At 75.4% G+C, this 24,398-nt stretch carries 22 protein-coding genes; 12 read left to right on the top strand and 10 right to left on the bottom strand.

Annotated elements, in window-relative coordinates:
- Positions 1-11: 11 nt before the first annotated feature.
- From BLW63_RS03455 to BLW63_RS03420, 8 genes are read right to left on the bottom strand one after another with little or no spacing between them, the layout of a single operon-like run.
- A complete protein-coding gene (locus BLW63_RS03455) occupies positions 12-890 on the bottom strand; it encodes a DUF1932 domain-containing protein (protein WP_091151525.1) in 879 nt (292 codons plus the stop codon).
- Positions 887-1,570 (bottom strand): RraA family protein, encoded by a 684-nt coding sequence (locus tag BLW63_RS03450; protein WP_091151523.1) that lies wholly within the window; start codon positions 1,568-1,570, stop codon positions 887-889. Before BLW63_RS03450 ends, BLW63_RS03455 begins: the two co-directional genes overlap by 4 nt.
- Positions 1,567-2,895: an MFS transporter gene (locus BLW63_RS03445; RefSeq protein WP_091151521.1), complete on the bottom strand. Its 1,329-nt coding sequence runs from the start codon at positions 2,893-2,895 to the stop codon at positions 1,567-1,569. The genes BLW63_RS03450 and BLW63_RS03445 overlap by 4 nt, the downstream gene beginning before the upstream one ends.
- Positions 2,888-5,065, bottom strand: a complete 2,178-nt coding sequence (locus BLW63_RS03440) for an Ldh family oxidoreductase (RefSeq protein WP_170856627.1) — start codon at positions 5,063-5,065, stop codon at positions 2,888-2,890. Before BLW63_RS03440 ends, BLW63_RS03445 begins: the two co-directional genes overlap by 8 nt.
- Positions 5,062-5,913, bottom strand: a complete 852-nt coding sequence (locus BLW63_RS03435; protein WP_091151517.1) for a DUF6282 family protein — start codon at positions 5,911-5,913, stop codon at positions 5,062-5,064. The genes BLW63_RS03440 and BLW63_RS03435 overlap by 4 nt, the downstream gene beginning before the upstream one ends.
- A complete protein-coding gene (locus BLW63_RS03430) occupies positions 5,910-8,150 on the bottom strand; it encodes a TRAP transporter permease (RefSeq protein WP_244522327.1) in 2,241 nt (746 codons plus the stop codon). Before BLW63_RS03430 ends, BLW63_RS03435 begins: the two co-directional genes overlap by 4 nt.
- Complete coding sequence (locus tag BLW63_RS03425; RefSeq protein WP_091151513.1) at positions 8,147-8,707, bottom strand: hypothetical protein; 561 nt, start codon at positions 8,705-8,707, stop codon at positions 8,147-8,149. The genes BLW63_RS03430 and BLW63_RS03425 overlap by 4 nt, the downstream gene beginning before the upstream one ends.
- A gap of 29 nt (positions 8,708-8,736) precedes the next feature.
- Positions 8,737-9,744: a TAXI family TRAP transporter solute-binding subunit gene (locus BLW63_RS03420; protein WP_091151510.1), complete on the bottom strand. Its 1,008-nt coding sequence runs from the start codon at positions 9,742-9,744 to the stop codon at positions 8,737-8,739.
- Positions 9,745-9,915: 171 nt separating this feature from the next.
- Between BLW63_RS03420 and BLW63_RS03415 the strand changes: the two genes are divergently transcribed.
- Genes BLW63_RS03415 through BLW63_RS03405 form a run of 3 tightly spaced genes read left to right on the top strand, consistent with a single transcriptional unit; the run spans position 9,916 to position 12,728 of the window.
- Complete coding sequence (locus BLW63_RS03415; protein ID WP_244522326.1) at positions 9,916-10,662, top strand: GntR family transcriptional regulator; 747 nt, start codon at positions 9,916-9,918, stop codon at positions 10,660-10,662.
- 28 nt (positions 10,663-10,690) lie between these two features.
- Positions 10,691-11,449 (top strand): SDR family NAD(P)-dependent oxidoreductase, encoded by a 759-nt coding sequence (locus tag BLW63_RS03410; RefSeq protein ID WP_091151506.1) that lies wholly within the window; start codon positions 10,691-10,693, stop codon positions 11,447-11,449.
- 13 nt (positions 11,450-11,462) lie between these two features.
- Positions 11,463-12,728: an MFS transporter gene (locus BLW63_RS03405; protein ID WP_244522325.1), complete on the top strand. Its 1,266-nt coding sequence runs from the start codon at positions 11,463-11,465 to the stop codon at positions 12,726-12,728.
- A gap of 61 nt (positions 12,729-12,789) precedes the next feature.
- Here BLW63_RS03405 and BLW63_RS03400 read toward each other — a convergent pair whose 3' ends face one another.
- Positions 12,790-14,013 carry a CaiB/BaiF CoA transferase family protein gene (locus tag BLW63_RS03400; protein WP_091151504.1) on the bottom strand — a complete coding sequence of 408 codons (1,224 nt, stop codon included), beginning with the start codon at positions 14,011-14,013 and terminating at the stop codon, positions 12,790-12,792.
- 583 nt (positions 14,014-14,596) lie between these two features.
- Between BLW63_RS03400 and BLW63_RS03395 the strand changes: the two genes are divergently transcribed.
- The 8 genes from BLW63_RS03395 to BLW63_RS26615 all read left to right on the top strand — a co-directional run bounded on the left by BLW63_RS03395 (position 14,597) and on the right by BLW63_RS26615 (position 22,998).
- Positions 14,597-17,149, top strand: a complete 2,553-nt coding sequence (locus BLW63_RS03395) for a carboxylate--amine ligase/circularly permuted type 2 ATP-grasp protein (RefSeq protein WP_211516981.1) — start codon at positions 14,597-14,599, stop codon at positions 17,147-17,149.
- Complete coding sequence (locus tag BLW63_RS03390) at positions 17,130-18,920, top strand: N-acetylglutaminylglutamine amidotransferase (RefSeq protein ID WP_091151503.1); 1,791 nt, start codon at positions 17,130-17,132, stop codon at positions 18,918-18,920. Before BLW63_RS03395 ends, BLW63_RS03390 begins: the two co-directional genes overlap by 20 nt.
- Positions 18,917-20,854 carry a S9 family peptidase gene (locus BLW63_RS03385; protein WP_091151501.1) on the top strand — a complete coding sequence of 646 codons (1,938 nt, stop codon included), beginning with the start codon at positions 18,917-18,919 and terminating at the stop codon, positions 20,852-20,854. Before BLW63_RS03390 ends, BLW63_RS03385 begins: the two co-directional genes overlap by 4 nt.
- A gap of 87 nt (positions 20,855-20,941) precedes the next feature.
- Entirely contained in the window at positions 20,942-21,118 is a 177-nt protein-coding gene (locus tag BLW63_RS26620; RefSeq protein ID WP_170856626.1) for a hypothetical protein, read from the top strand.
- A 10-nt stretch (positions 21,119-21,128) separates the two neighbouring features.
- On the top strand, positions 21,129-21,320 hold the full coding sequence (locus tag BLW63_RS03375) for a hypothetical protein (RefSeq protein WP_091151499.1): 192 nt from the start codon (positions 21,129-21,131) through the stop codon (positions 21,318-21,320).
- 44 nt (positions 21,321-21,364) lie between these two features.
- The gene (locus BLW63_RS03370) at positions 21,365-21,787 is read left to right on the top strand and encodes a DUF1810 domain-containing protein (protein ID WP_091151497.1); all 423 of its coding nucleotides are present in this window, start codon (positions 21,365-21,367) and stop codon (positions 21,785-21,787) included.
- A 36-nt stretch (positions 21,788-21,823) separates the two neighbouring features.
- Positions 21,824-22,861, top strand: a complete 1,038-nt coding sequence (locus BLW63_RS03365) for a glutathione S-transferase family protein (RefSeq protein ID WP_091151494.1) — start codon at positions 21,824-21,826, stop codon at positions 22,859-22,861.
- Entirely contained in the window at positions 22,858-22,998 is a 141-nt protein-coding gene (locus BLW63_RS26615; RefSeq protein ID WP_170856625.1) for a hypothetical protein, read from the top strand. The genes BLW63_RS03365 and BLW63_RS26615 overlap by 4 nt, the downstream gene beginning before the upstream one ends.
- A 42-nt stretch (positions 22,999-23,040) precedes the next feature.
- On the opposite strand, the gene BLW63_RS27260 is transcribed toward BLW63_RS26615, so the two are convergent.
- Positions 23,041-23,682 carry an excalibur calcium-binding domain-containing protein gene (locus BLW63_RS27260; RefSeq protein ID WP_211516980.1) on the bottom strand — a complete coding sequence of 214 codons (642 nt, stop codon included), beginning with the start codon at positions 23,680-23,682 and terminating at the stop codon, positions 23,041-23,043.
- A gap of 209 nt (positions 23,683-23,891) precedes the next feature.
- Here BLW63_RS27260 and BLW63_RS03355 point away from each other — a divergent pair, with 209 nt between their 5' ends.
- Complete coding sequence (locus BLW63_RS03355) at positions 23,892-24,326, top strand: hypothetical protein (protein ID WP_091151492.1); 435 nt, start codon at positions 23,892-23,894, stop codon at positions 24,324-24,326.
- Positions 24,327-24,398 lie beyond the last annotated feature (72 nt).

Genomic DNA, 24,398 nt, shown 5'->3' with positions numbered 1-24,398 from the left:
CAGTTCCGGGCTCAGCGGGGCAACGAGCGCAGCACCTCCAGCGCCTCGGCCAGCGTCGCCGGCACCTCCCCCGGCCGCCGTCCGGCCCGCTCCAGCCCGCGCGCGGTGTGCTCCTGACGGGCCACCAGCGCGGCCGACATCAGCGGCTCCACCCCGGTTCCGGCCACGGTGTCGCGCACCATCCGCGCCTCGACCTGCCGGCGGCCGGCGTGCCCGACGTGGGTGGTGACGAGCATCGTGGCGAAGTCGCGGGTGGGCCAGCGGTCCAGCGTCTCCTCGACCATGGCGAGCAGCGGCTCCACGACGTCGAGCTCCGCCGCCGCCAGCAGCGCCTCGGTCCAGAGCCCCTCCAGGCCCTTGACCACGACGCTGCGCAGCATCTTCAGCGCCGCGGCGGCGCCCACCCGCTCGCCGACGACGGCCGCGGTGAGCCCGGCGCCGCCGAGCAGCCGGGCCGCCTCACCGGCGTCCGGGCCGGCCAGCGAGATCGGGATGCGGCGGCCGTCGAGCCGGATGCCGCCGCCGGTCATCACCCCGTCGACGACGCGGGCGGCGGGCAGCGCGGCGACCACCGCCTCCTTGACCTGCGGCGCGGTGGAGTTCAGGTCGACGTAGAGGACGCCGTCCGGGGCGGCGGGCGCGAACCCCTCGGCCGCGGCCACCGCGGTGGCCGGGGTGACCAGCGACAGGACGACGTCGCGGTCGGCCAGCTCCGCGACGTCGGCGACGGGCCGCGCCCCGGCCGCGCGGACCGCCGCGGCCAGCTCCGCGCCGCGGTCCGGGTCGGCCAGCAGGCGGTCGTGCACCGCCAGGTCGGCCCCGGAGGCGGCGAGTGCGCCGCCGATGACCCGGCCGGCCTCGCCGAAGCCGACCAGGCCCCACCGGGTCACCGGCGCACCTCCTCGCCGACCGGCACCTCGGTCAGCGCCGCCGCCACCCACGACCGGTCCCAGACGCCGGCCGCGATGTCGGCGAGGACGGCCTCCTCGGCCCGCGCCAGCCCCTCGCCGGCCGCGACGACCTCCGCGGCCCGCTCCCGCGGCACCACCACGACCCCGTCGGCGTCACCGACCACGACGTCGCCGGCGCGCACCACCGTGCCGCCGGCCTGCACCGGACCGCCGATCTCCCCCGGGCCGACCTTGTACGGGCCGAGGTGGTTGACCCCCCGGGCGAAGACCGGTAGCGCGCCCGCGGCGAGGCCCTCGACGTCGCGCACAGCGCCGTCGACGACCAGCGCGGCCAGCCCCCGGGCGGCGGCCCAGCGGGCCATGAGCTCGCCGAGCACGGCCCGGTCGAGGGCACCGCCGGCGTCGACGACGAGCACGTCACCGGGCTGGGCGAGGTCGAGGGCCCGGTGGACGACGAGGTTGTCCCCGGGACGGGTGCGCACCGTCAGCGCGGGGCCGGCGACCCGCGGCCAGCGCCCGCCGGGCACCGGGTGCACGCCGCAGACGCCGCCGGTGCGCTCCATGCTGTCGGACAGGGTGCTCGTCGGCAGGGCCCGGCAGCGGTCCAGCAGGGCCGGGTCGGGGCTCGGGCCGCGCGGGTGCAGCCGGCAGGTGCTCATCGGTGCATCTCCTCCTCGGGGGACGGGGCAGGGTGCGTTCGGGTCGGGCGCGGCGGCGGCCGCCTGCTCACCGGCAGCCCGCGGGAGCGGCGCACCATCCGGCGGCTGACCCGGACCGTGACGGCACCGGCGAGGCTGAGGGCGGCGGCCATGAGCCAGGCGGCCGGGTAGGAGACCTGCGCGACGAGACCGAACAGCAGCGGTCCGGTGGCGGCCCCCAGCGACAGCCCGGTCTGCACGAAGCCGGTGACCGATGCGGCGGCCCCGCGGTTGTCGCGGATGACCGCGAAGTGGAACAACCCCGTCCAGGCCCAGCCGGCGCCGTAGGCCAGCACCCCACCGGCGAGGAAGGCCGGTACCGCGCCCGTGGCCAGCAGGGCGTAGCCGAGGGTGCCGAGCGTCAGCAGGTTGGCGATGAACAGGTAGGCGCTGCGCCCGGGGTGCCGGTCGGCCCACCACCCGAAGCCGATCCGGACGACGAGACCCAGCACCGAGCAGGCCGCGAACAGCAGGCCGGCCGCGCCCGCGCCCATGCCCGCGGCGACCGCGGAGTCGACCAGGAAGACCCCGGTCGGCGTGGCCGCGGCCGAGCCGAGGAACCCGCCGACGGTGAGCACCACCAGGCCGCCGCGGGGCAGCCCCCGGTCCGGCGCCCGGGCGGCGGGGGCGGGCGCCGGACCGGCCCTCCGCCCGGCGTCCCGGCCGCCGGCCAGCGAGGCCAGCAGCAGGACGACGGCGAGACCGACCGCGCCGGCGACCGCCCACCGCCAGCCGAAGACCAGGGCCACCCCGGGGACGGCCAGCCCGCCCAGCAGCGTCGCCGCAGGGATCGAGGACTGCTTGATCCCGAAGGCGACGCCGAGCCGGTGCTCGGTGACCAGCTCGGAGACCACCGCGTTGGCCGACGGCTGCGCGACGGCGTTGCCCAGCCCGCCGACGGCCAGCCCGGCCATCAGCGCGGCCGGCGAGCCGGCGAGGGCGATGACGGTCAGCGAGGTCGTCGCCAGCGCCGCGGCCAGGGCGGCGCCGCGGCGGGACCCGAGCCGCTGGACCAGCCGGCCGCCGGGGCGCGCGAGGCTGCCGGAGACGGTGAACAACGTCGCCGCGGCCAGTCCGAACAACCCTAGGCCCACGTCCAGGTCGGCGCGGATCTGCACGGCCAGTGCCCCGACGAGGAAGGCCGGCAGCACGCCGAGCACGGAGACGGCCACCGCCCGGAGGACGGCGCCGACCGCCGCCGGGGACCGGGCCCGCCGGTCGCCGGGCGCGGTGCCCCGGCCCCGTTCGTCGGGGTCGGCGTCCGCCTCCCCGGCCGGGTCAGCCACGCGCCCCGACCGCGAGCGGCCGGCCGACCTGCCCGCCCAGCGCCGCCAGCGCGCGGTGCGTCTCGGCGTCCAGCGGGATGCCGTGCGCCCGGCGCCGCGCCCGCTCGGCCGCGGCCCGCTGGCCCGGCGTCCGCACCGGCAGCTCCGGGTCGACCGGGTCCAGCGCGCGCAACCCGGCGAGCAGCCGGGCGGCGCCGTCCCCGGTGGCCTGCGGGTCGCCCAGCCGCGCCGGGTCGAGGACGACGACCAGGTGGCTGGTCCCCGGCGGCCGGGCGCCCGACCGGAACGTCAGGTTCCCCACCCCCGGTCCCGTCGGGCCACCAGCCAGGACCGCGGTCAGGAGCTCGACGAGCAGGCCCAGCCCGTAGCCCTTGTGGACGGACCGCTCCCGGTCGCTGCCCAGGGGCAGCAGCGCGCCCCTGCCCGGGAAGACGGCGGCCGGGTCGGTCGTCGGCCGGCCCCCGGCGTCCAGGCCCCAGCCGAGCGGCACGGACCGGCCCAGGCGCAGGGCGATCTCGAACTTGCCGGCGGCGACCGCGGAGGTCGCCATGTCGAAGACCAGCGGCTCCTCGCCGGCGACCGGCACCCCGAGCGCCAGCGGGTTGGTGCCGAGGTACGGGCGGCCGGCCCCCGCGGGCGCGACGACCGGTCCGGTGTTGGTCGCCGCCAGCCCGACCAGCCCGAGCCGCGCCGCGTCGTACACGTAGCAGCCGCTGGCGCCGTGGTGGCTGCTCCTCCGGACGTTGACCCAGCCGACGCCGTACCGCCGCGCCCGCCGGACCGCCTCGTCGACCGCGAACGTGGTGACCGGGTGGCCGAGCAGGTCGCAGCCGTCGACCAGCGCCACCGCCCCGCCGTCGGAGTGCACGCGCGGCTCGCCGTCGACCGCGATGGCGCCGCCGCCGATGGCGCCGACGTACGCCGGCAACCGGGCGGTGCCGTGCGAGTCGATGCCCGACAGGTCGGCGTAGCCGAGCACCCGCGCGGTGTCGCGGGCGTGGGCCGGCCGGACGCCGACGGTCTCGAGCACGTCGACCGTCCACGCCTCGAGGACGTCGGCCCGCACGCGGACGTCCGGCTCGGAGAGCACCTGCACGGCCGCCATCACCGCCGGCTCGGCGTCCGCCGGCGCGCCGAACGCCGCGAGCACCGCGTCGGCGACCGCGGTGGTCGAGGCGGGCGCGGTGCCCTCGGGTGCCAGGTCGTAGGTCCACGGGCCCGACCGCAGCACGGTGTCCACGGCCCCGCGCACCCGTGCGCCGAGGTCCCGGGTGGCCGGGAAGTACCGGAGCAGGGCGGCCAGCGCGAGGAAGCCGCCGAGCGGGTCCACCTCGTCGCGCAGTGCCCGTCGCGGCGCCGAGCCGTGCGCCGGCTCGAACAGGCCGACGCACCGGCCGCGGGCCGGCGCGCCGGGGTGCAGCGAGGCCGACCCGCACAGCGCCGGGGAGCCGGCCCGCCCGGCGGCGAGGTCGGACAGGACGTCGCCGAGCAGGCCCTCGGTGACGAGGACGTCGGGCACCGGGGCGCCCGAGCCCAGCTCGAACGCCGCGCGGTCGACGTACCGGTGCTCGACGGCCACGCCGCGCTCGCGGGTGACCTCGGTGGCCACCTGCCGCCACAGCCGGCCGGTGGCGTAGAGGTTGGCCTTGTCCACCGACACCAGCCGCCCCCCGCCCCGCCGCGCCAGCTCGTCGCACGCCAGGTGCACGACCTCGGCCACCCGCTCCCGGGTCAGCCGCAGCACGTCGGCGGCCTCGCTGCCGTCGGGCCGGAACAGGCGGTCGTCGGCGCCGCCGTAGGAGCCGCCGATGAGGTTGCGGACGACGGTGAGCTCCCGGCCGTCGGGAAACGGGACGTCGCGGACCGAGACGCGCAGGTCGTAGCGCTCGCGCAGCCGGTGCAGCGCCACCTCCGGGCGCGGGCACACCTCGGCCGGCACGCGGGGGTCCTCCCCCACCGCGCCGAGCAGCACCGCGTCGGCGGCGTCGCAGGCGGCCAGCGTCTCCGCGGGCAGCACGTCGCCGGTCTCCGCGGCGGCCCGGGCGCCGACCGGCCAGGGACCGGTCACCTCGAGCACCCCCTGCCCGGCCAGCCGGCGCAGCAGCCGCGCCGGTCCGTCGAGCACCTCCGCGCCGACGCCGTCCCCCGGCAGGAGGGCGACCCGGATCACCGCAGCACCAGCTCGCGGCCGACGGTGGTGAGCGCCCGCTCGGTGCCCGCCTCGCCCAGGCAGGCCTCCAGCTCGGCCAGCCAGCCGGGCAGCGCCTCGGCCATCGTCGGGTGGTCGGCGTGGCCCAGGTCGCCGCCGAAGGCCAGCTGGTCGTGCGGGTAGACCTCGCCGAGCGTGGTGGAGCGCGGTCCGTCGGGAGTGAGCAGGTCGGGGAGGATGCCCAGCTCCAGCACCACGCCGAGCCGGGCGAGCTCCGGCGCGGCGGCGTCGTCCCACTGCAGGAACGGCATGCGCGGGTGGTTGAGCAGCATCCGGCGCACCCCGGCGGCGCGGGCGGCGCGGAAGAGCACCAGCGCCTCCGCACAGGTGAGGTGCCCCGAGGCCAGCACCAGGTCGTGCTCGGCCACCACGTCCAGCACCTCCTGCCACGCGGGCAGCAGCGCGCCGTCCTCGCCGACGACGTCCACCCGCCGGAAGGACAGCGTCCGGTGCACCGACAGCTCGGGGGCGGCGGCCGACGCGACGTGCGCGGGCGCGGACACCGTCGGCATCCACACCACGCGCCCGCCGAGCCGGGCGGCCACCTCGACCGCGTCGGGGTTGGCCCCGCCGACCGGCGAGTTGAGCACGATGCCGCCCAGGACCTGGACACCGTCGGCCCCCGCCCGATCGCGGGCCAGCACCGCGCGCTCCGCCGTCGACCCCTCGTGCGCCTTGAGCACGGCGAGGTCGACCCCGACCTGCGCGTGCGCGCCGACCACCTCGTGGTCCAGGCCGTGCCGGGGCACGAGGCTCGGGGCCCCGTGCACGTGCAGGTCGGCGACGCCGCTGATGAGCCGGGAGCTCACCGCTCCGTCCGCGGCTGGTCCACGGGTGCCGCGGTGCTGGCCACGGGCGGGGTCGGTGGCGCGGGAACCGGTCGGGTGTCCGCCGGGCCGCCCGGCGCATCCGCCGTGCCGGGCTGCGCACGGTCGTCCGTCCCGGCCCGGCGGCGGGTGACCAGGTGCACCAGCAGGCCGGCGACGGCGAAGCCCGCGCCGACGGCGATGAACGTGGGCGTCATCACCAGCAGCGCGATGGCGGCGACCAGGAACAGCAGCCGCTCGGGGACCCGCGCCGGCCCGAACAGCCAGGCCCCGGTGACCACCGCCAGCGAGGCGACGGCGACGACCGAGGTGACGAAGGCGATCGCCACCGTGGCCGCGCCGCCCTCGAAGAGCAGCCCGACGCCGCGCGGGGACAGCACGAAGATGAACGGCACCAGGAACGCCGGCAGCGTGTACTTCCACGTCAGCCACATCGTCTTGACCGGCTTGCCGCCGGTGATGGCCGCGGCGGCGAACGGCGAGAGCGCCGTCGGCGGCGAGACCTCGCTGAGCACCGCGTAGTAGAAGATGAACATCGCCGCGGCGAACGGCTCGACGCCGACCTGCTGCAGCGCCGGCGAGATGACGACGAACGAGATGATGAAGCTCGCCGTCACCGGCACCGCCAGCCCCAGCAGCACGACCACCACCGCGGAGAACAGCGCGGTGAGGACGACGTTGCCGTTCGAGAAGTCGACGATGATCCCGGCCAGCCGCAGCGCCAGCCCGGTCAGGGTCATGACGCCGACGATGATGCCGGCGACGGCCATGACCGGGATGACCGACAGCGCACCGGTCGCGCCCTGGGCCAGCGCGTCCCACAACCGCCGCGGCGTGATCCACGACCGGCGCTCCAGGAAGCTCAGCAGGAACGCCAGCACGGTGGCGTAGACGACCGCGCGGAACGGCGTGAACCCCAGCACCAGGAAGAAGACGATCGAGGCCAGCGACGAGAAGTGGTAGCCGAAGCGCAGCAGCAGCTTCCACGGCGACTGGGTCTCGATGGCGACGGTGTGGGTCTTGTGCCGCCGGGCGTCCATCTCGATCGCCAGGATGATCCCGAGGTAGTACAGGATCGTCGGGATCGTCGCCCAGATCAGCACCTCGAGGTAGGAGACCTGCAGCAGCTCGGCGATGATGAACGCCGCCGCGCCGAGGGTCGGCGGTGACATGATCGCGCCGATGCCCGCGGCCGCCAGCACACCGCCGCCGGCCTCCTTGGGGTAGCCGGCCTTCTTCAACAACGGCCAGGAAATGCCACCGAGGGTGACGGTCGTGGCGACGCCCGAGCCCGACACCGTGCCCAGCAGGAAGCCCGACAGGGTCACCGTGCGACCGGGGCCGGCCGGGGACTGCCCGAAGGCGGCGAAGGACAGGTCGATGAAGAACCGGGTGGCACCCGACGCGGCGAGGACGGCGCCGTAGATGGTGAACAGGATGATGTAGGTGGCGGCGACCTCCAGCGGCGTGCCGAAGATTCCCTGCAGGCCCATGACGTTGTGCCCGACCAGCCGCGGCCAGCCGAAGTTCGCCGTGGTGAACGGCGCCGGCATGAACGAGCCCCAGTACGCCGAGGCGATGAAGAGGAGGACGACGATCGGGACGAGGACGCCGACGGTGCGCCGGGCGGCCTCCAGGCACAGCAGGATGAGCAGCGTGCCGATGATCAGGTCGGTGTCGGTCGGCAGGATCGCCCGCCGGAAGAAGCCCTGCCAGTCGGCCACCATGTAGATCCCGGGCACGAGCGCGGCGATCGCCAGCAGCCAGTCGAGGACGTTCGGGGAGTCCCGCTTCCCGGCCTCCTTGGCTTTGGCCGACCGCGGCCAACCGCGGTAGGTGAGGAAGGTCAGGAACAGGCCGACGGAGAGGAACATCGGCAGGTACACCTGCCGCGGGATCGGGTTGAAGACCCAGTAGAGGGCGAAGAGGGACAGCCCGACACCGACCACCGCGGTGACCCAGCTCGGCCAGCCGGTGAGGTGGCGCGCGGGCTTCTCGGCCTCGAACTCGGCGATCAGCGCCTCCTCGTCGATCCGGTCGGGATCGTCGAGCGGGTCGGCGCCGGGGCGCTTGTCCAGGGTGGCGACGTCCACGATGCCGCCCTGCCGGTGCGCGGCGTGGTGGGCGGCCTTGTGGGCGCTGTCGTGCCGCAGGTGCTCGCGGGTCTGCTCGTCCTCGGGCTCGGGTGTCCGAGAGCGGCCCGGCAGCTTCATCTTCATCGCTCGATCTCCAGTAGCACGGTGGGGTCCTGCCCGGTCACGAGCCGCCAGATCGGGACGGGGGCGGCGCCCGGGACGTACAGGGTGCGCTCGCCCAGCTCGGTCGCGGCGATGTTCAGGACGTCGAAGACGCCGCGCCGGGCCGGGTCGGGCTCGGCCACGTGCGCCCGGCGGTCGCCGGACGGTGCCGGCCGGGGGGCGCCGGGGACGGCGTAGTACTCCTCGAGCACGGCCACCTGGTCGGCGGCCAGCTCGACGAGCTCGAAGCGGCCGTCGGGGAGGACTCGGTACCGCTCCTCGGCCAGGGTGGTGTAGACGCTGTTGCGGTAGCCGACGGCGAACCGGTCCCCGGTCAGCGGGACGCTGGCGAGCACCTCGCCGTCCGGCGTCCGGACGACGACCGCCCGGCCGTCAGCCCCCGCCAGCGCGGCCGTGGTCGCCGTGACCACGGCGGCCACCACCAGCGCGGCGGCGGCCGCCCACCGGAGCGTGCGGCGGTGGGCCGACGTGCCGCCGGGGCCCGCGGCGCGAGCCCCGGATCCCGACGGCACTCCCACGACCGGTACCTCCTGCGCTCGCTGCCCGGTCAGCCCACGGAGTCGAAGTAGGCCTGCGCGCCGGGACAGGTCTCGATGAAGCCGACCTCGCCGGCCGTGGCCGGGTCCAGCTCCTCGGCCGCCGGGTGGACGGTGAGCAGCTGCTCCTTGTTCTCGAAGATCGTCCGCGTGATGTCCTCCTGCAGCTGCTCGTCCATGTCGTCGCGGACGACGAGGATGTTCGGCGAGACGACTTGCGGCGAGGCCTCGGTCTGCCCCTCGTAGGTGCCGGCCGGGATCTCGTCGGCGAAGTAGTAGTCGCCGTACTGCTCGGCCATCGCGTCGGTGTACTCCGCGGTCGGGATGAGGACCAGGTCGGCGTTGTTGGCCAGCTCGACGATGGCACCGGTGGGCAGACCGCCGGACCAGAAGCCCGCATCGACGCTGCCGTCCTGGATCGCCGCGACGGTCTCCGCGACCCCCAGCTGGGCGCGCTCGATGTCGGCCTGCGGGTCGAGGCCGGCCGCCTGCATGATCCGGTCGGCGGTGACCTCCGAGGCCGAGCCGACGGCCCCGGGCGAGACGCGCTTGCCGCGGAGGTCCTCGATCGAGGTGATCCCGGTGTCCGCGGTCGTGAAGACGTGCGTGAAGTTGTTGTAGATGTTGCCCAGCGAGCAGAGCGGCAGCGCCTCGGAGAAGGTGTTCTCGCCGTTGGCCGCGTCGGAGACGACGTCACCGAGACCGAAGGCGAGCTGCGCCTGACCGGAGGCCAGCAGCTGCATGTTGTCGACCGAGGCGTTGGTCTCCTGGACGGTGACCGTCGTCCCCTCCAGCTCGGAGCTGAGCAGATTGGCGATGCCGCCGCCGTAGGGGTAGTAGACGCCGCCGGTGCCACCCGTGGCGAAGGTCAGGGGGCCGCCGGGCTGCGCGCCCTCCCCGCTCGTCTCGCCGCCGCCGCCGGAGTCGCCCCCGCCGCAGGCGCTGAGCAGGAGGGCCGCGGCCAGGGCCGTGCCGAGGAGACGGGGGGCCGGCCGGGCGGGGGTCGGGGTGGAGGTCATCGTTGGCCTTCCTGGTCGGTGCGGGTCGTCGGCTCCCCCGGTCGGGCTCCTAGTCCGGGCGGGCTCGGGGCGGAGCCGTGCGGTCGAGGGCCGAGTGAAGCAGGTCACATCAGCTCTTGTCTACTGTTTACACTTGTGTGACGCTGCGAGCGCACACCAGGCGGGAGGGCGGTGAGGCAGGTGTCCGGCGCCGACCACATCCACGCCGTCCCGCTGCGCGAGCACGTCTACGGACGGCTGCAGGAGCTGCTCATCTCGCGCACGCTCGCGCCCGGTGACCACCTCGTCGAGGAACGCCTCGCCGCCGAGCTCGGGGTGAGCCGCGGGCCGGTGCGCGAGGCCCTGCAGCGCCTGCACCACGACGGCTGGATCACGCTGCGGCCGCGCCACGGGGCCTTCGTCAACCAGCCGACCCGGCAGCAGGTCGAGGAGTTCTTCGAGGCCCGCGAGCTGGTGGAGCGCTCCGCCGCGGAGCTCGCCGCCCAGCGCTGCACCCCTGAGGACGCCGCGGCGCTGCTCGCCATCTGCGACGAGGCCGACGCCGACTGGGCGCGCGGCGTCCCGACCCAGCAGATGGCCGGGCACACCGCGCGCTTCCACCGCGCCGTGCTGCTGTGCGCGCGCAACCACCTCCTGCTGCGGTTCGGCGAGCAGCTCTCCCAGCGCAGCCGCTGGTTCTTCGCGCCGCTGGTCGGCACCATCGCCCCGCGCGCGTGGGCCGAGCACCGCGAGGTCGCCGAGCTCATCGCGACCGGCCGGGCCGAGGCGGCGGCGACGGCGATGCGGGTGCACGTGCAGGAGTCCCGCGACTCCTACCTCGACACCCAGCTCGTCGGCGACGGCGGTGCCGAGCCGGTCGCCTTCCGCCGTACCCGGGCGCCGTCGGGCTCCCGGGCCGGCGCGCCGGCCCGCCGCTGACCTCCCACCCACGAGCATCGGAGACCCTGTGAGCGCTGGACGGATCGTGCTGGTGACCGGAGCCTCGAGCGGCATCGGCCGGGCGTGCGTCGAGGCCTTCCTGGCCGAGGGCGCCCGCGTGGTCGCCGCCGCCCGCCGCACCGAGCGGCTGGCCGACCTCCGTGCCCGGCACGGGGACGCGGTCCTGCCGCTGACCCTCGACGTCCGGGACCGCGCCGCGGTGTCGGCCGCGCTGACCTCGCTGCCCGCCGAGTGGACGCCGATCGACGTCCTGGTCAACAACGCCGGGCTGGCGGCCGGCCGCGGTCCCATCCACACCGACGACCCCGACGACTGGGACCGGATGCTGGACACGAACGTCCGCGGTCTGCTCAACGTCTCCGCCTGCGTGCTGCCCGGCATGGTCGAGCGCGGCGCCGGGCACGTGGTCAACATCGGCTCGAACGCCGGGCGCGAGGTCTACCCCGGCGGTGCCGTGTACTGCGCGACCAAGGCCGCGGTCGAGCGGATCACCCGCGGCATGCGGATGGACGTCCTCGGCAGCGGGGTGCGGGTCAGCCAGGTCGACCCGGGCATGGTGGAGACCGAGTTCTCCCTCGTCCGCTTCGACGGGGACGAGGCCCCGGCGAAGGCCGTCTACGAGGGGATGACGCCGCTGTCGCCCGCGGACGTCGCCGAGGTCGTCACCTGGATCGCGAGCCGGCCGCCGCACGTCGTCGTCGCCGACGTCCTCGTCTACCCGGTCGACCAGGCCGGCTCCGGCAGGGTCGCCCGCCGCGGCTCGTGAGGTCCCGCTGAGCGTGGGACCCGCGCGGGCGGCGGCGGCCCGGCGGCGCCGGGACTTCCCCGGCTGGCGGATGGTGTGGGCGCTGTCGGTCACCGAGATCGTCTCCTACGGCGTCCTCTACTACTCGTTCGCCGTCTTCCTCGTGCCGATGCGCGAGGAGCTCGAGGCCTCGACGGCGCAGGTGTCGGGAGCGCTCACGCTCTCCCTCGCGCTCAGTGGGCTCGGCGCCGTCGTGGTCGGCCGGTGGCTCGACCGGTTCGGCGCCCGCTGGGTCATGGCAGGCGGGAGCCTGCTCGGCGGGGCGTCGGTGGTGGCGTGGTCGCAGGCGCAGGACCTCCCCCAGCTCTACCTGGCGTTCGTGGGCATCGGCCTGGCGAGCGCTGCGGTCCTGTACGAGCCGGCGTATGCGGTGATCAACATGTGGTTCCGCCGCGACCGTCCCCGGGCGCTGCTGACCCTCACCGTGGTCGCCGGGTTCGCCTCGACGGTCTTCCTGCCCGCATCGCAGTTGCTCATCGACGGCCTCGGCTGGCGGTCGGCGCTGCTCGTCCTCGCCGGCGTGGTAGCGGCCTGCGCCCTGCCGCACGCGCTCGTGCTGCGGCGGTCACCGGCCGACATGGGGCTGGTGCCCGACGGCCGCCCCGACGACGGCACGTCGTCGGCCCCCGCGTCGGCGGTGCCCGAGGCCGACCTGTCCCCGTACCGCGGCGCGGGCGGGGCGTGGCGGCGACCCGCGGTGCGCTGGCTGACCCTGGCCGCGGCGCTGCAGATGGTGGCGAACGCGACCGTGGCGGTGTTCCTCGTCGCCTACCTGCTCGAGGCCGGGGCACCGGCGGGACTGGCCGCGGTGGCGGCCGGCGGGCTCGGTGCGCTGTCGGTGACCGGGCGCGTGGTGCTCACCGTGCTGGCCGCGCGGGTGGGCATCGGCACCGTCACCGCGGCGATGGTCGTCGGGCAGGCGGTCGGCGTGGCCATGCTGTTCGCGCTCCCCCAGCCCGCGGCCACCGTGGTGTTCGTGCTGCTCTTCGGCATCGGCTTCGGCGTCCTCAACATCGCTCGGCCGGCGCTGCTCGGGGAGTACGTGCCGGGGCCGGTCTTCGCGGCGGTGTCGGGGCAGCAGGCGCTGGCCGTCCAGTTCGGGCGGGTCGTGGCCCCCCTCGCCGCCGGGGCGCTGATCACCGCGTTCGGCTACGGCCCGGGGTTCACGTTCAGCGCCGGGTGCGCGCTGGCGGCGGCGATCCTGCTCGTCGCGTCGGAGCGCGCCGCTTGGCGGACGTGATCCGACGAGGTCCCTGACCGACACGTGCACATCCGGGGGCCTCGACCGGCACGACGGCGCGTCAGGCTGGGGGGCCGGACCGCGGCTCGCCGGCCGGGTGGCTCGGTCGTCCGTGCGCGGCCCGGATGGCATCGTCGTCCAGTCCGGCGGCGCGCAGGACCGCCTCCGTGTGTTGGCCGAGGGCGGGTGCGCCCGCGAGCGTCGGGGCGCCGCTGCGGCCGAAGGTCCACGGCAGCCGGGCGTGCACCAGCGTGCCCTCGGTGGGGTGCTCGACGGTCTCGAAGAACCCGACCGCGGCCAGGTGCTCGTCGTCGAAGAGGTCCTCGACGGTGTTCACCGGCATGGCCGGGACGTGCCGCTCGCGCAGCACCCGCAGCCAGTGGGCGGTGGGACGGCGGGCGAGCTCCTCGTCGACCAGCCGGTAGAGCTCGTCGATGCGCCGGGTGCGCCCGCGGATGGAGGTCAGCTCCGGGTCGTCGGCGAGGTCGTCACGGCCGACGAGCCGGAAGAAGTCGCGCCAGTGCGCGTCCGTGTAGAGCAGCACCGCGATGACGCCGTCCGCCGTGCGGTGCGGGCGGCGGTAGGGCGAGGCCGTCCGGGCGTAGCCGGTGCCGCCGGTGCGGCCGGCGTACACCCGCCCGCCCTGCTGCTCCATGAGCAGGTAGCTCGCCATCGACTCGAACATCGGCACCTCGACGGCCTGCCCGCGGCCGGAGACCGACCGCTCGTGCAGGGCGGCGAGGACGGCGGCCAGCGCCATCACCCCGACGGTCTTGTCGACGACCTGGGTGCGCACGTACTGCGGCTCCCCCGTGCCGCCCTGCACCGCGGCCAGCCCGGAGACGCCCTGCACGACGTCGTCGTAGGCGGGCTCGTCGCGGTAGGGGCCGGCGGAGCCGTAGCCGACGGCGGCGCAGTGCACGACGCGGGGGTTGCGGGCCAGCACCGTCGCGGCGTCGATCCCCAGCCGGGCGGCGGCGCGCGGCCGCATGTTGTGCAGCACCACGTCGGCCTCGTCCACCAGCCGGTCGAGCGCCTCCCGGCCGGCCGGCGTCGTCAGGTCGAGGACGACGGACTCCTTGCCGCGGTTGAAGGTGAGGAACGCCGGACCGAGCCCGGAGCCGTGCTCGTCGCCGACGCCGCGGATGATGTCGCCCGCCGGCGGCTCGACCTTGACGACCCGCGCCCCCAGCTGGGCTAGGAGCACCGCGCAGTACGGGCCGAGGAACGTCGACGTCAGCTCCACGACGGTCAGCCCCGCGAGCGGGCCCGGCGACTGCGACACGGTGTGTCCTCTCGGGTCGGCGACGGTGGTCGCAGCCTGGCAGAGCGGGGTGGTGCCGGGCGCACCCGGGCGGCGACATGGCCGCCCGGCGGATCGAGGCGCCGACCGGGCCGAACTGGCCGGCAACCACCCGCGGGCGACGGCCGCCCGGCTGGCCGGACCGGTGGAGCGCCGCGACGTCCCGACCCGGCAGGGCCGGCTGCTGCTCTGGCACGGCGACCCCGCACCGGCGAGACGACGGCGATGCGCGCGCGTCGCGGGCCGGGGCGCCGTGGTGCGACACCACCACGTGCTCGACCCCGAGCAGCCGTTCTCCCGGCCGCAGTACCTGCTCGACGTCGCGGGGTCCACGTCGCTCCCGGCGGTCCTACCTCCGAGGGCGGCCAGGGCTGGGTCGGACCGCAGCACCCCGAGTGCAGGTGGCCGCTGTGTCCAGGGAGCACGCCGGCACGAGCTCCCGCAGGGGCGCCCCGACCCGCGGCCGCCCGACGACCCGTACCCCCGGACACGCGGCCCCGCGAGTTGACGCGATGGGAACACCCGCGATACCCGGAAGTGACGCGCGTCTCGCTACCGTCCCAGAGTGGCCGCAGAGCTGACGCTCGGCGCCGAGGAGGAACTCCACCTCATCGCCCTCGACCGGTGGGAGCTGTCGGCGCGGGCGCCGCTGCTGCTCAGCCGCCTGCCCAGCACGTCCTACTCGGCCGAGCTGCAGCGCACCACGGTCGAGACCAACACCGCCGTCGTCCGCTCGCTCGGCGAGCTCCGCGAGGAACTGCTGCGGCTGCGCAAGGAGCTGATCGCCGTCGCCGGTCGGGAGGGCCTCGGCGTCGCCGCCGTCGGGACTGCGCCGCGCTCCACCTTCGCCGACTTCGAGCTGACCAGCACCGGCCGCTACGGCCGCATGCAGGAGCAGTACCGCCTCCTCGTCGACGAGCAGCTGATCTGCGGCACGCAGGTGCACGTCGGCGTCTCCGACCGTGACCTCGCCGTGGAGATCGCCCAGCGGGTCGCCCGTGACCTGCCGGTGCTGCTCGCCCTCTCCGCCAGCTCGCCGTTCTGGAACGGCCACGACACCGGCTACGCCAGCATCCGGACGATCATCTGGCAGCGATGGCCCACCTCCGGGTCGACCGGCCCGCTCGCCTCGGCTGCCGAGTACGACGAGCTGCTCGCCGACCTCATCGGCTCCGGTGTCATCGCCGACGCCAGGATGGCCTACTTCGACGTCCGCCCGTCATCGCACGCGCCGACCCTGGAGCTGCGGGTCTGCGACGCCTGCCCGCTGGTGGACGACGCGGTGCTCATCGCCGGCCTGTTCCGCGCGATGGTCCGGGCCGCCGAGCTCGACGTCGAGGCCGGCGGCCCGCACACCCCCGCCCCGGCGCCGCTGCACCGGGCCGCCGTCTGGCAGGCTGCGCGCGGCGGGCTGACCCGCGAGTTGCTCGACGGCGCCACCCACCCGCGCCCGCGGCCGGCGGCCGAAGTGGTGCGCGGCCTGGTCGCCCGGCTGCGCCCGCAGCTGGAGGAGCTCGGCGACTGGGACGCCGTCACGGAGCTGGCAGAGACCGCGCTGGCCCGCGGCAACTCCGCCGACCGGCAGCGCACCGCCCTCGCCGGGCGCGGCGACCTCACCGACGTGATGCGCCTGGTGGTCGAGGAGACGCAAGGTCCGGCCGGCGGACCCGCGCCGGCCGGACCGGTGCTGCGCCGCTACCGCGCCCGCGCCGGCGACGAGGCGATCGGCGCCGGGTCGGTGCCGCGGCCGGCCTACCGCGGGATGCTGGAGGTCGTCTCGACGCTCTCCCCCGGCGAGGTCACCCGCCGGTTCGAGCTGCGCGACACCTGGCTCACCGAGCAGGGGGTGACCTTCCGGGTGGACGGCGAGGAGCGGCTCTTCGGCGTCGACCTGGTCCCCCGGGTGATCACCAGGCACGAGTGGCAGGAGCTGGGCGCCGGTCTGGTCCAGCGCGCCCGCGCACTGGAGTCGTTCCTCCGCGACGTGTACGGGGAACAGCGGGCGCTCGCCGACGGGGTGGTGCCGCGTGACGTCGTCCTCGACTGCCCCGGGTACCGCCCGGAAGCGGCCCGGCTCCCCGGCGACGCCGTCCGAGCGCCGGTCATGGGCTTCGACATCGTGCGCACCGAGTACGGCGGCTGGCGGGTGCTCGAGGACAACGTCCGCTCCCCCAGCGGCCTCGGCTACGCCATCGCTGCCCGCCGGCTGCTCGACGCGGTCATGCCGGACCTGCCGCGCCCGCCCGGACTGGCCAACCCGGCATCCGCCTACGAGCTGCTGCGCTCCACGCTGCTGGCTCGCGCCGAGCCGGGCACCTTCGCGGCGCTGCTGTCCAGCGGCCCCGCCAGCTCGGCCTGGTTCGAGCACCGCCGGCTGGCCGAGGGCTCCGGGCTGCTGCTGGTCGGTGCCGACGACCTCGACGTCGCAGGCGGCCGGGTCGTGCACCGCACCGGTGGCCGGCCGATCGGCTGCCTCTACCTGCGCATCGACGGCGAGCTGGCCGACCTCACCGACGTCGATGGCCGGCCGGTCGGCGCCGAGGTGCTCGACGTGGCCGCCGAGGGCGCCGTGGTGCTGGCCAATGCGCCGGGCAACGGCGTGGCCGACGACAAGGCCATGTACGCCGCGGTGCCCGAGCTGGTCGGCTACTACCTCGACGAGCGGCCGCTGCTGGAGTCGGTGCCCACCTACCGCCCGGTCGACGAGGTCGAGCGCCGGGCGGTCATCGAGCGGATCGGCGAGCTGGTCACCAAGCCGGTCGACGGCTTCGGCGGGCGAGGCGTGCTCATCGGCTCGGCGGCCACCGCGGCCGAGGTCGCGCGGCGGCGCGCCGAGCTGGCCCAGGACCCGGCGGCGTGGGTCGCGCAGGAGGTGGTGCCGCTGTCCTCGGCGCCCGCCCTCGCCGCTGACGGCCTGCACCCGCGACTGATCGACCTGCGGGCGTTCGTCCTGCTGACCGGCACCCGCGCCGAGGACTGCCGGCTCGCCGACGTCGGCCTCACCCGCGTCGCCGCGCCCGGCAGCCTGGTGGTCAACAGCTCCCAGGGCGGCGGCGCCAAGGACACCTGGATCGTGGTCGAGGAGAGGGGATCCGGCCATGTGCGGACTCGCCGGTGAGGTCCGGTTCGACGGGAGACGGGCGGACGTCGCCGCGTTGGACCGTATGACCGCCTGTCAGCGGCACCGGGGCCCGGACGGCGACGGGCTGTGGGTGCGTGGTCCCGTGGGCCTCGGCCACTGCCGGCTGTCGATCATCGACCTGTCCGAGCGGGGCGCCCAGCCGATGACCGACCCGCACCTCGGGCTGACCGTCGTCTTCAACGGCATCGTCTACAACCACCGGCAGTTGCGCGCCGAGCTGGAGCGGGCCGGCCACCGCTTCTTCTCGACGTCCGACACCGAGGTGGTCCTCAAGGCCCACGCCCAGTGGGGCACCGCCTGCGTCGAGCACTTCCTGGGCATGTTCGCCTTCGCCGTCGTCGAGCACGCGACCGGCCGGGTGGTGCTCGGCCGCGACCGGCTCGGCATCAAGCCGCTGTACGTCGACAGCCGGCCCGACCGGCTGCGGTTCGCCTCGACGCTGCAGGCGCTGGTGTCCGCCGGCGGCGTCGACACCTCGATCGACCGCACTGCGCTGGCGCACTACATGACCTTCCACTCCGTCGTGCCCGCGCCGCTGACCATCCTCAGCGGCGTGCGGAAGCTGCCGCCGGCCACGGTGCGGGTCGTCGACGCCGACGGCACCAGCCGCGACACCGTCTACTGGCGGCCGGAGTTCACCCGCGACCCCGGCCGCGCCGACTGGACCTCCCGCGACTGGGAGGAGGCGCTGCTCGGCGCGCTGCGCACCGCGGTCGAGCGGCGGATGGTCTCCGATGTCCCGGTCGGCGTGCTCCTCTCCGGCGGCATCGACTCCAGCCTGGTGGTCGCGCTGCTCGCCGAGCAGGGGCAGACCGGGCTGGCCACGTTCAGCATCGGCTTCGAGTCCGCCGGCGGAGAGTCCGGCGACGAGTTCGAGTACTCGACCCTGGTCGCCGAGCGGTTCAGCACCGACCACCACCGCATCCCGATCGACGACTCCCGGCTGCTGCCCGGCATCGACGCCGCCGTCGCGGCGATGAGCGAGCCGATGGTCAGCCACGACTGCGTCGCCTTCTACCTGCTGGCCCAGGAGGTGTCGCGGCACGTGAAGGTGGTGCAGTCCGGCCAGGGCGCCGACGAGGTGCTCGGCGGCTACGACTGGTACCCGCCGTTGGCCGGCGTCCCGCGGGACGACGCGGTGGAGGCATACTCCCGCGTGTTCTTCGATCGCCGGTGGACGGCGATGGGCGAGGTGCTCGAGCCGGAGTGGATCCCCGACGCCAACGCGCCGACCGCGTTCGTCACCCAGCAGTTCGCCGCACCCGGCGCGGAGACGGCCGTGGACGCCGCGCTGCGCAATGACACCACGATCATGCTCGTGGACGACCCCGTGAAGCGGGTCGACAACATGACGATGGCCTGGGGTCTGGAGGCGCGCGTCCCGTTCCTCGACCACGAGCTGGTCGAGCTGGCCGGGCGCATCCCGCCGGAGCTCAAGCTGGCCGACGGCGGGAAGGGCGTGCTCAAGCGGGCCGCCCGCGGGCTCGTGCCCGACGCGGTGATCGACCGCACCAAGGGCTACTTCCCGGTGCCCGCGATCCGGCAGCTCGGCGGGCCGTACCTTGAACGGGTACGCGATGCGCTGAGCGACCCGGCCGCCAAACGGCGTGGCCTGTTCCGGTCGGAGACGGTGGAGCGCATGCTGCGCGAGCCGAACGCCATCAGGACGACGCTCGGCTCCAACGCGCTGTGGCAGCTGGCGCTGCTCGAGATGTGGCTGCAGAAGGTGGAGGACCTGGCACGGTGACGACGCACGTGGACGCGGCCCCGGCGGACGTCGAGGCCGCGGCCGCGCTGGCCGATGCGCTCGTCGACGCCTGGGGCAGCTGGGGCCCCAACATGACCCCGGACGCCAGGTGCGTCGCGTTCATCAGCGACCGCTCCGGCGTCCCGCAGGTCTACATCCAGGACGTCGTGCTCGACGGGCAGCAGCCCGAGGCGCGGCACATCCGGCTCTCCGACGACCCGGTCGTCAAGGTCCGGTGGGCGGCTGACAGCCGCTGGCTGACCTGTGAGGTCGCTACCGACGGCGGTGTCCGGACGGCGGTGTGGGTGGTGCGGCCCGACGGCACCGACGTCCGCCGGGTCGCCGGGGACGCCGAGACCCACGCCGAGCTCGGCCCGTGGACGCGCAGCGGGCACCGCTTCGTCATCACCTTCCCCGGCACTGCCGAAGGGGCGCCGACCCGCTCCTACCTGGCTGACCCGGCGACCGGCCGGCTCGACCCGCTGGCCGAGGGCGACCTGATCCACGTGCTCGACGTGTCGCTGGAGGAGCGCTTCATCGTCGTCCGCGACGGCGAGCGCGGGCAGCAGTTCGTCGTCGTCGTCGACCGGCTCACCGACGAGGACCTCAGCGTCCTGCCGCCCGGCGCGACCGGCTCCACCGACGTCGCGTTGATCCGGCCGGCGCCGGAGGATCACTCCGGGCCGGTCTACGTCTACCTCGCCTCCGACGTGGGGCTGCCCCGCCGGCAGCTGATCGGCGTCCCGTTCGGCCCCAACGGTTGGCGCGGCGAGCCGCGGACGCTCGCCGCCCGCGACGACGCGGAGCTGGAGTTCGTCGACGCCGACGACGCCGGGCGGCTGCTCCTGCTGGTGTGGAACGTCGCCGGCCGCAGCGAGCTGGAGCTGATGGACACCGCCACGGGCGGGCGCACCCCGATCACCGGGCTGCCCGGGCTGGTCGCCGCCGACCCGGTGCTCAGCCGCGACGGCTCCAGCGTGGTGCTCGGCGTGCAGGGGCCCACCCGCCCGCGGGAGCTGTGGCACCTGGACACCACCACCCACGCCTGGACCCGGGTCACCTCCGCACCGCCCCTGCCCCGGCAGCGGCTCGTCGTCCCCCGGCTGGAGACCTTCGCCGGCCGCGACGGGCTGCCGTTGACCGGCTGGCTGTACCGGGCGCCGGGCCACCTCAAGGAGCCCGGGCCGGTGGCGGTCTACCTGCACGGCGGTCCGGAGGCGCAGGAGCGGCCCGCCTTCTCGCCCCAGCACCAGGCCCTGGCCGCCGCTGGGCTCACCGTGTTCGCGCCGAACATCCGGGGCTCGTCCGGCTTCGGGCGGGAGTTCGTGCACGCAGACGACCTCACGGGGCGCTACGCGGCGTTCGCCGACGTCCTCGCCGCGGCCGACCACCTCGTGGCGACCGGGGTCGCCGACCCGGAGCGGATCGCGGTGACCGGCCGCTCCTACGGCGGCTACCTGACGCTGGCCTCCCTGGCGTTCTCGCCGGGGGTGTTCGCGGCCGGTGTGGACGTCTGCGGCATGTCGGACCTGGTGACCTTCTACCGGGACAGCGAACCGTGGATCGCCGCGGCGGCGGTGTCCAAGTACGGCCACCCCGAGCGCGACCGCGCCCTGCTCGAGGACATCTCGCCGCTGGCCTCGGCCAACCTCATCGACGTCCCGCTCCTGGTGGTGCACGGCGAGCACGACACCAACGTGCCGATCGGCGAGGCGCACCAGATCGTGGCCGCGCTGCGGGCGCTCGACCGGCCGGTCGAGTACCTGGAGCTGCCCGGTGAGGGCCACGATTACCGCCGGGCGCACTCTCGCAAGCGGCTGACCCGCACGATCCTGGGGTTCCTCACCGCCGCGCTCAACGGCGCCGGCCGGCGGCCGGCAGGGGTACCCGGCACCGGGTCGGACGCCGTGCCGGCGGGCGCCCTCCCGCGGTGACCCTGTTCGCCCAGGACGGTCCCGGTCGGGGACATCGACCTCGGGTCCACGCTGGGCAGCCTGCGCATGCTCCCCGGGGACCCGACCGTGGCCGCCGCCCCGGGTCGCTTCGCGCGGGCCACCTGGACCCCGGACGGTCCGGGCACCGTCTCGGTCACCTGGCAGCCCGGCGGGCCCGAGGCCCGGGTCGAGGCGCACGGGCTGCGAGCGGTGCAGGGCGTCGGGCCCTGGACGGCGAGCTGCCTGCGCCCAGACCTGGGGTGACCGCGACGCGGTGGTCGTCGGCGACTCGGGGATCCCCTCGATCATCGGCTGGCTCCTCGCCCGGGAGGAGCGGGCTAACGACGACCGGATGCTCGCCCTGCTCGAGCCCCACCGGCCGCACCGGTACCGCGTCCTGCGGCTCGCGATGGCGGCGGGCGTCCACCCGCCCCGGGGACGGCGCACCGACATCCGCCGTCACTGACCCCGGAGGAGTAGCGAGCAGCACAGCCGGTCATGAAGAGGCGGATGAGCGACCCCTTCGACCTCGAGCGGTTCGTCCGGGCCCAGGACGGCGGCGTGTACGACCAGGCGCTGCGCGAGCTGCGGGCCGGGGCCAAGCGCGGCCACTGGATGTGGTTCGTCTTCCCGCAGGTGGCCGGCCTCGGGCACAGCCCGATGGCGCAGCGGTACGCGATCGGCGGGCTGGACGAGGCCCGGGCGTACCTGGCGCACCCGGTGCTCGGGCCGCGGCTGGTCGAGTGCGCGCGGGCGCTGCTGGCAATGACCGGCGACGACCCGGTGCGGGTGCTCGGCCCGGTGGACGCGCTCAAGCTCCGCTCGTCGATGACGCTGTTCGAGGCCGCCGCGACCGGCGAGCCGGTGTTCGGCGAGGTGCTCGAGCGGTTCTACGGCGGCCGGCGCGACAAGGCGACGACCACGCGGCTCTGACGAGCGGGCCGGCGCGGAGTCGATCACGCTGGGGGCGTGAGCGAAGACAACAGCGGGTCGGGCTACGTCACCTCCGGGGAGTTCCAGCGGGACACCGCCTACATCCCCGACCGGATCACCGCCGACGGCTCGGGCGGGTGGCCGGTGGAGGCCGGGCGCTACCGGCTCGTCGTCGCGCGGGCGTGCCCGTGGGCGAACCGGGCGGTCATCGTGCGCCGGCTGCTCGGCCTGGAGGACGCCATCTCCATGGGCCTGTGCGGACCGACCCACGACGAGCGCTCCTGGACCTTCGACCTCGACCCCGGCGGCCGCGACCCGGTGCTGGGCCACGAGCGGCTGCAGCAGGCCTTCCTCGCCCGGTTCCCCGACTACGACCGCGGCATCACGGTGCCGGCGATGGTGGACGTCCCCACCAAGCAGGTCGTCACCAACGACTTCCTGCAGATGACGCTGGACCTCTCCACCGAGTGGACCGGGTTCCACCGCGACGGCGCGCCGGACCTCTACCCGGAGAAGCTGCGGGACGAGATGGACGAGGTCATGCAGCGCGTCTACACCGAGGTCAACAACGGCGTGTACCGGTGCGGCTTCGCCGGCTCGCAGCGGGCCTACGACGAGGCGTACGAGCGGCTGTGGACGGCGCTGGACTGGCTCGAGGAGCGGCTGGCCGGGCAGCGCTACCTGATGGGCGAGTCGATCACCGAGGCCGACGTCCGGCTGTTCACCACGCTGGCCCGCTTCGACCCCGTCTACCACGGCCACTTCAAGGCCAACCGGCAGAAGCTGACCGAGCTGCCGGCGCTGTGGGGCTACGCGCGCGACCTGTTCCAGACCCCGGGGTTCGGCGACACGATCGACTTCCCGCAGATCAAGGAGCACTACTACGTCGTCCACGCCGACATCAACCCCACCCAGGTGATCCCGGTCGGCCCCGACACCGCGAACTGGCTGACCCCGCACGGCCGCGAGGAGCTCGGCGGCCGGCCCTTCGGCGACGGGACCCCGCCCGGGCCGCCGCCCGAGGACGAGCGGGTGCCCGCCGACCACGGCCCCGGCGGTCTCGGCCACCGGTGACCCCGTTCCAGCTGACCGCCGACCGCGCCCACGCCGATGTCCCGGCGACGACGTTGGCGGCCACGCACACGCTCCTCGGCCTGGCGCCGGACGCGGGCATCGAGGTCCTCCCCGACGACGGCGGGTCCCACGACTGACGCGGGGCCGGTCCGGACGTCGTCCGGACCGGCCCCGTGCGGTCACTCGCAGCCGACCCCGTCGCCGTCGCGGTCGAGGTGCCGGCCGTAGCCGGGGTCGCCGACGCGGACGGGGGCGGCGCCGGCGGCGCGGGCCTCGGTGCAGTTGGCGTAGGAGGCGATGGCCGAGACCTGCGGCTCCGGCTCGGCCACCGACGCGTTACCCGCGCCGGACGAGACGGAGCCGGACGACGAGGACGACGAGGACGACGAGCTGCTGGTTCCGGTGCGGCTGGTGGCCGCCTGCTCGGCCGCTCGCACGGCGCTCTCCCGTGCGATGAGGTCTTGCTCCCGCTGGTCGAGGTCCGTGGCGCGCTGAGTGATCGTCAGGCTCTGCTGTTCTATCCGGGCCTGCGCCGCCGCGGCTGCCGTTTGGACCCGCTCTTCGGCCGCGGCCACCTCGTCGCTGAGCTCGTCGGCTTCGTCCTGCGCCGTGTCCATCTCCGCCTGCAGGGACTGGTACTGCGGGGTGGTCGTCACATCGGGCTGGTCGCCGGCACCGCCGACGCCGATGCCCAGCAGGAAGGCCACCAGCGGGATGCCCCAGCGCAGCCACTTCCGCTGCTTCCTGGGGACCTCGGCGGGCGGCGGCGCGGGCAGCTCCATCGTCTGTGCGAGCTGTGTGCCCGCCTTGGTCGGCCACATTGCTGGTCCCCCGTTCTGAGAAGTACACGGGCACCGTACGTGCGCGCCGGGCCCTCGGTGTGCTGGCTGGCCAGAGCCGCGACGGCTGGTGCGGGTGGTGCAGCTGAGCCGGTAGCAGAGGCAGGCGACCGGCGTCGTCCACCGTGTGGACGGGCGCCCTCCTGTGGACGGCGAACCGCAGCGTCGGAGGATCGGCGAGGGTCCCGGGCATGACGACGCCCCCGCTCGCCCAGGTCCCCGTCCGCTCGGCCGCCGAGCTGACCCAGCGCTGGGCCGACCTGCTCGACCCGCCGGTCTTCGCCGCCCGCAGTCTCTGGCTGTCGTGGCTGTACGAGGACGGCACCGCACTGCCGGTGGTCATGCCGGTGGACGACGTGCCACGGGTGCCGGACCTGTCCACGCTGCGCGGGCTGGTGCACCTGCACGAGGCCGTGACCGAGCACTCCGCCGGCATCACCCACCTGGCGATGGCGCTGTGCCGCCCCGGGCACGCCGCGGTCACCGCGGGAGACGACGAGTGGGCCGAGGGGCTGCACACGGTCCTCGACGACGCAATCGCGGGCGGCTGGAGCCTGCATCTGGCCGCGGGCGGCCGGGTCGTCCCGGTCGTCGAGCCGACGACGTGGCGGCCACCGACCGGGTGAGGCGGACGTCTACGACCGCCGGCCCCCGTTCCGAGGGTCGTCCGCACGACCGCGGCGCACGCCACGCCGGCG

This window comes from Geodermatophilus africanus (assembly GCF_900107105.1).
In the GTDB taxonomy this organism is placed as follows: domain Bacteria; phylum Actinomycetota; class Actinomycetes; order Mycobacteriales; family Geodermatophilaceae; genus Geodermatophilus; species Geodermatophilus africanus.
The sequence above is the reverse complement of the archived record's forward strand: the minus strand, read 5'-3'. Positions and strand labels throughout refer to the sequence as shown.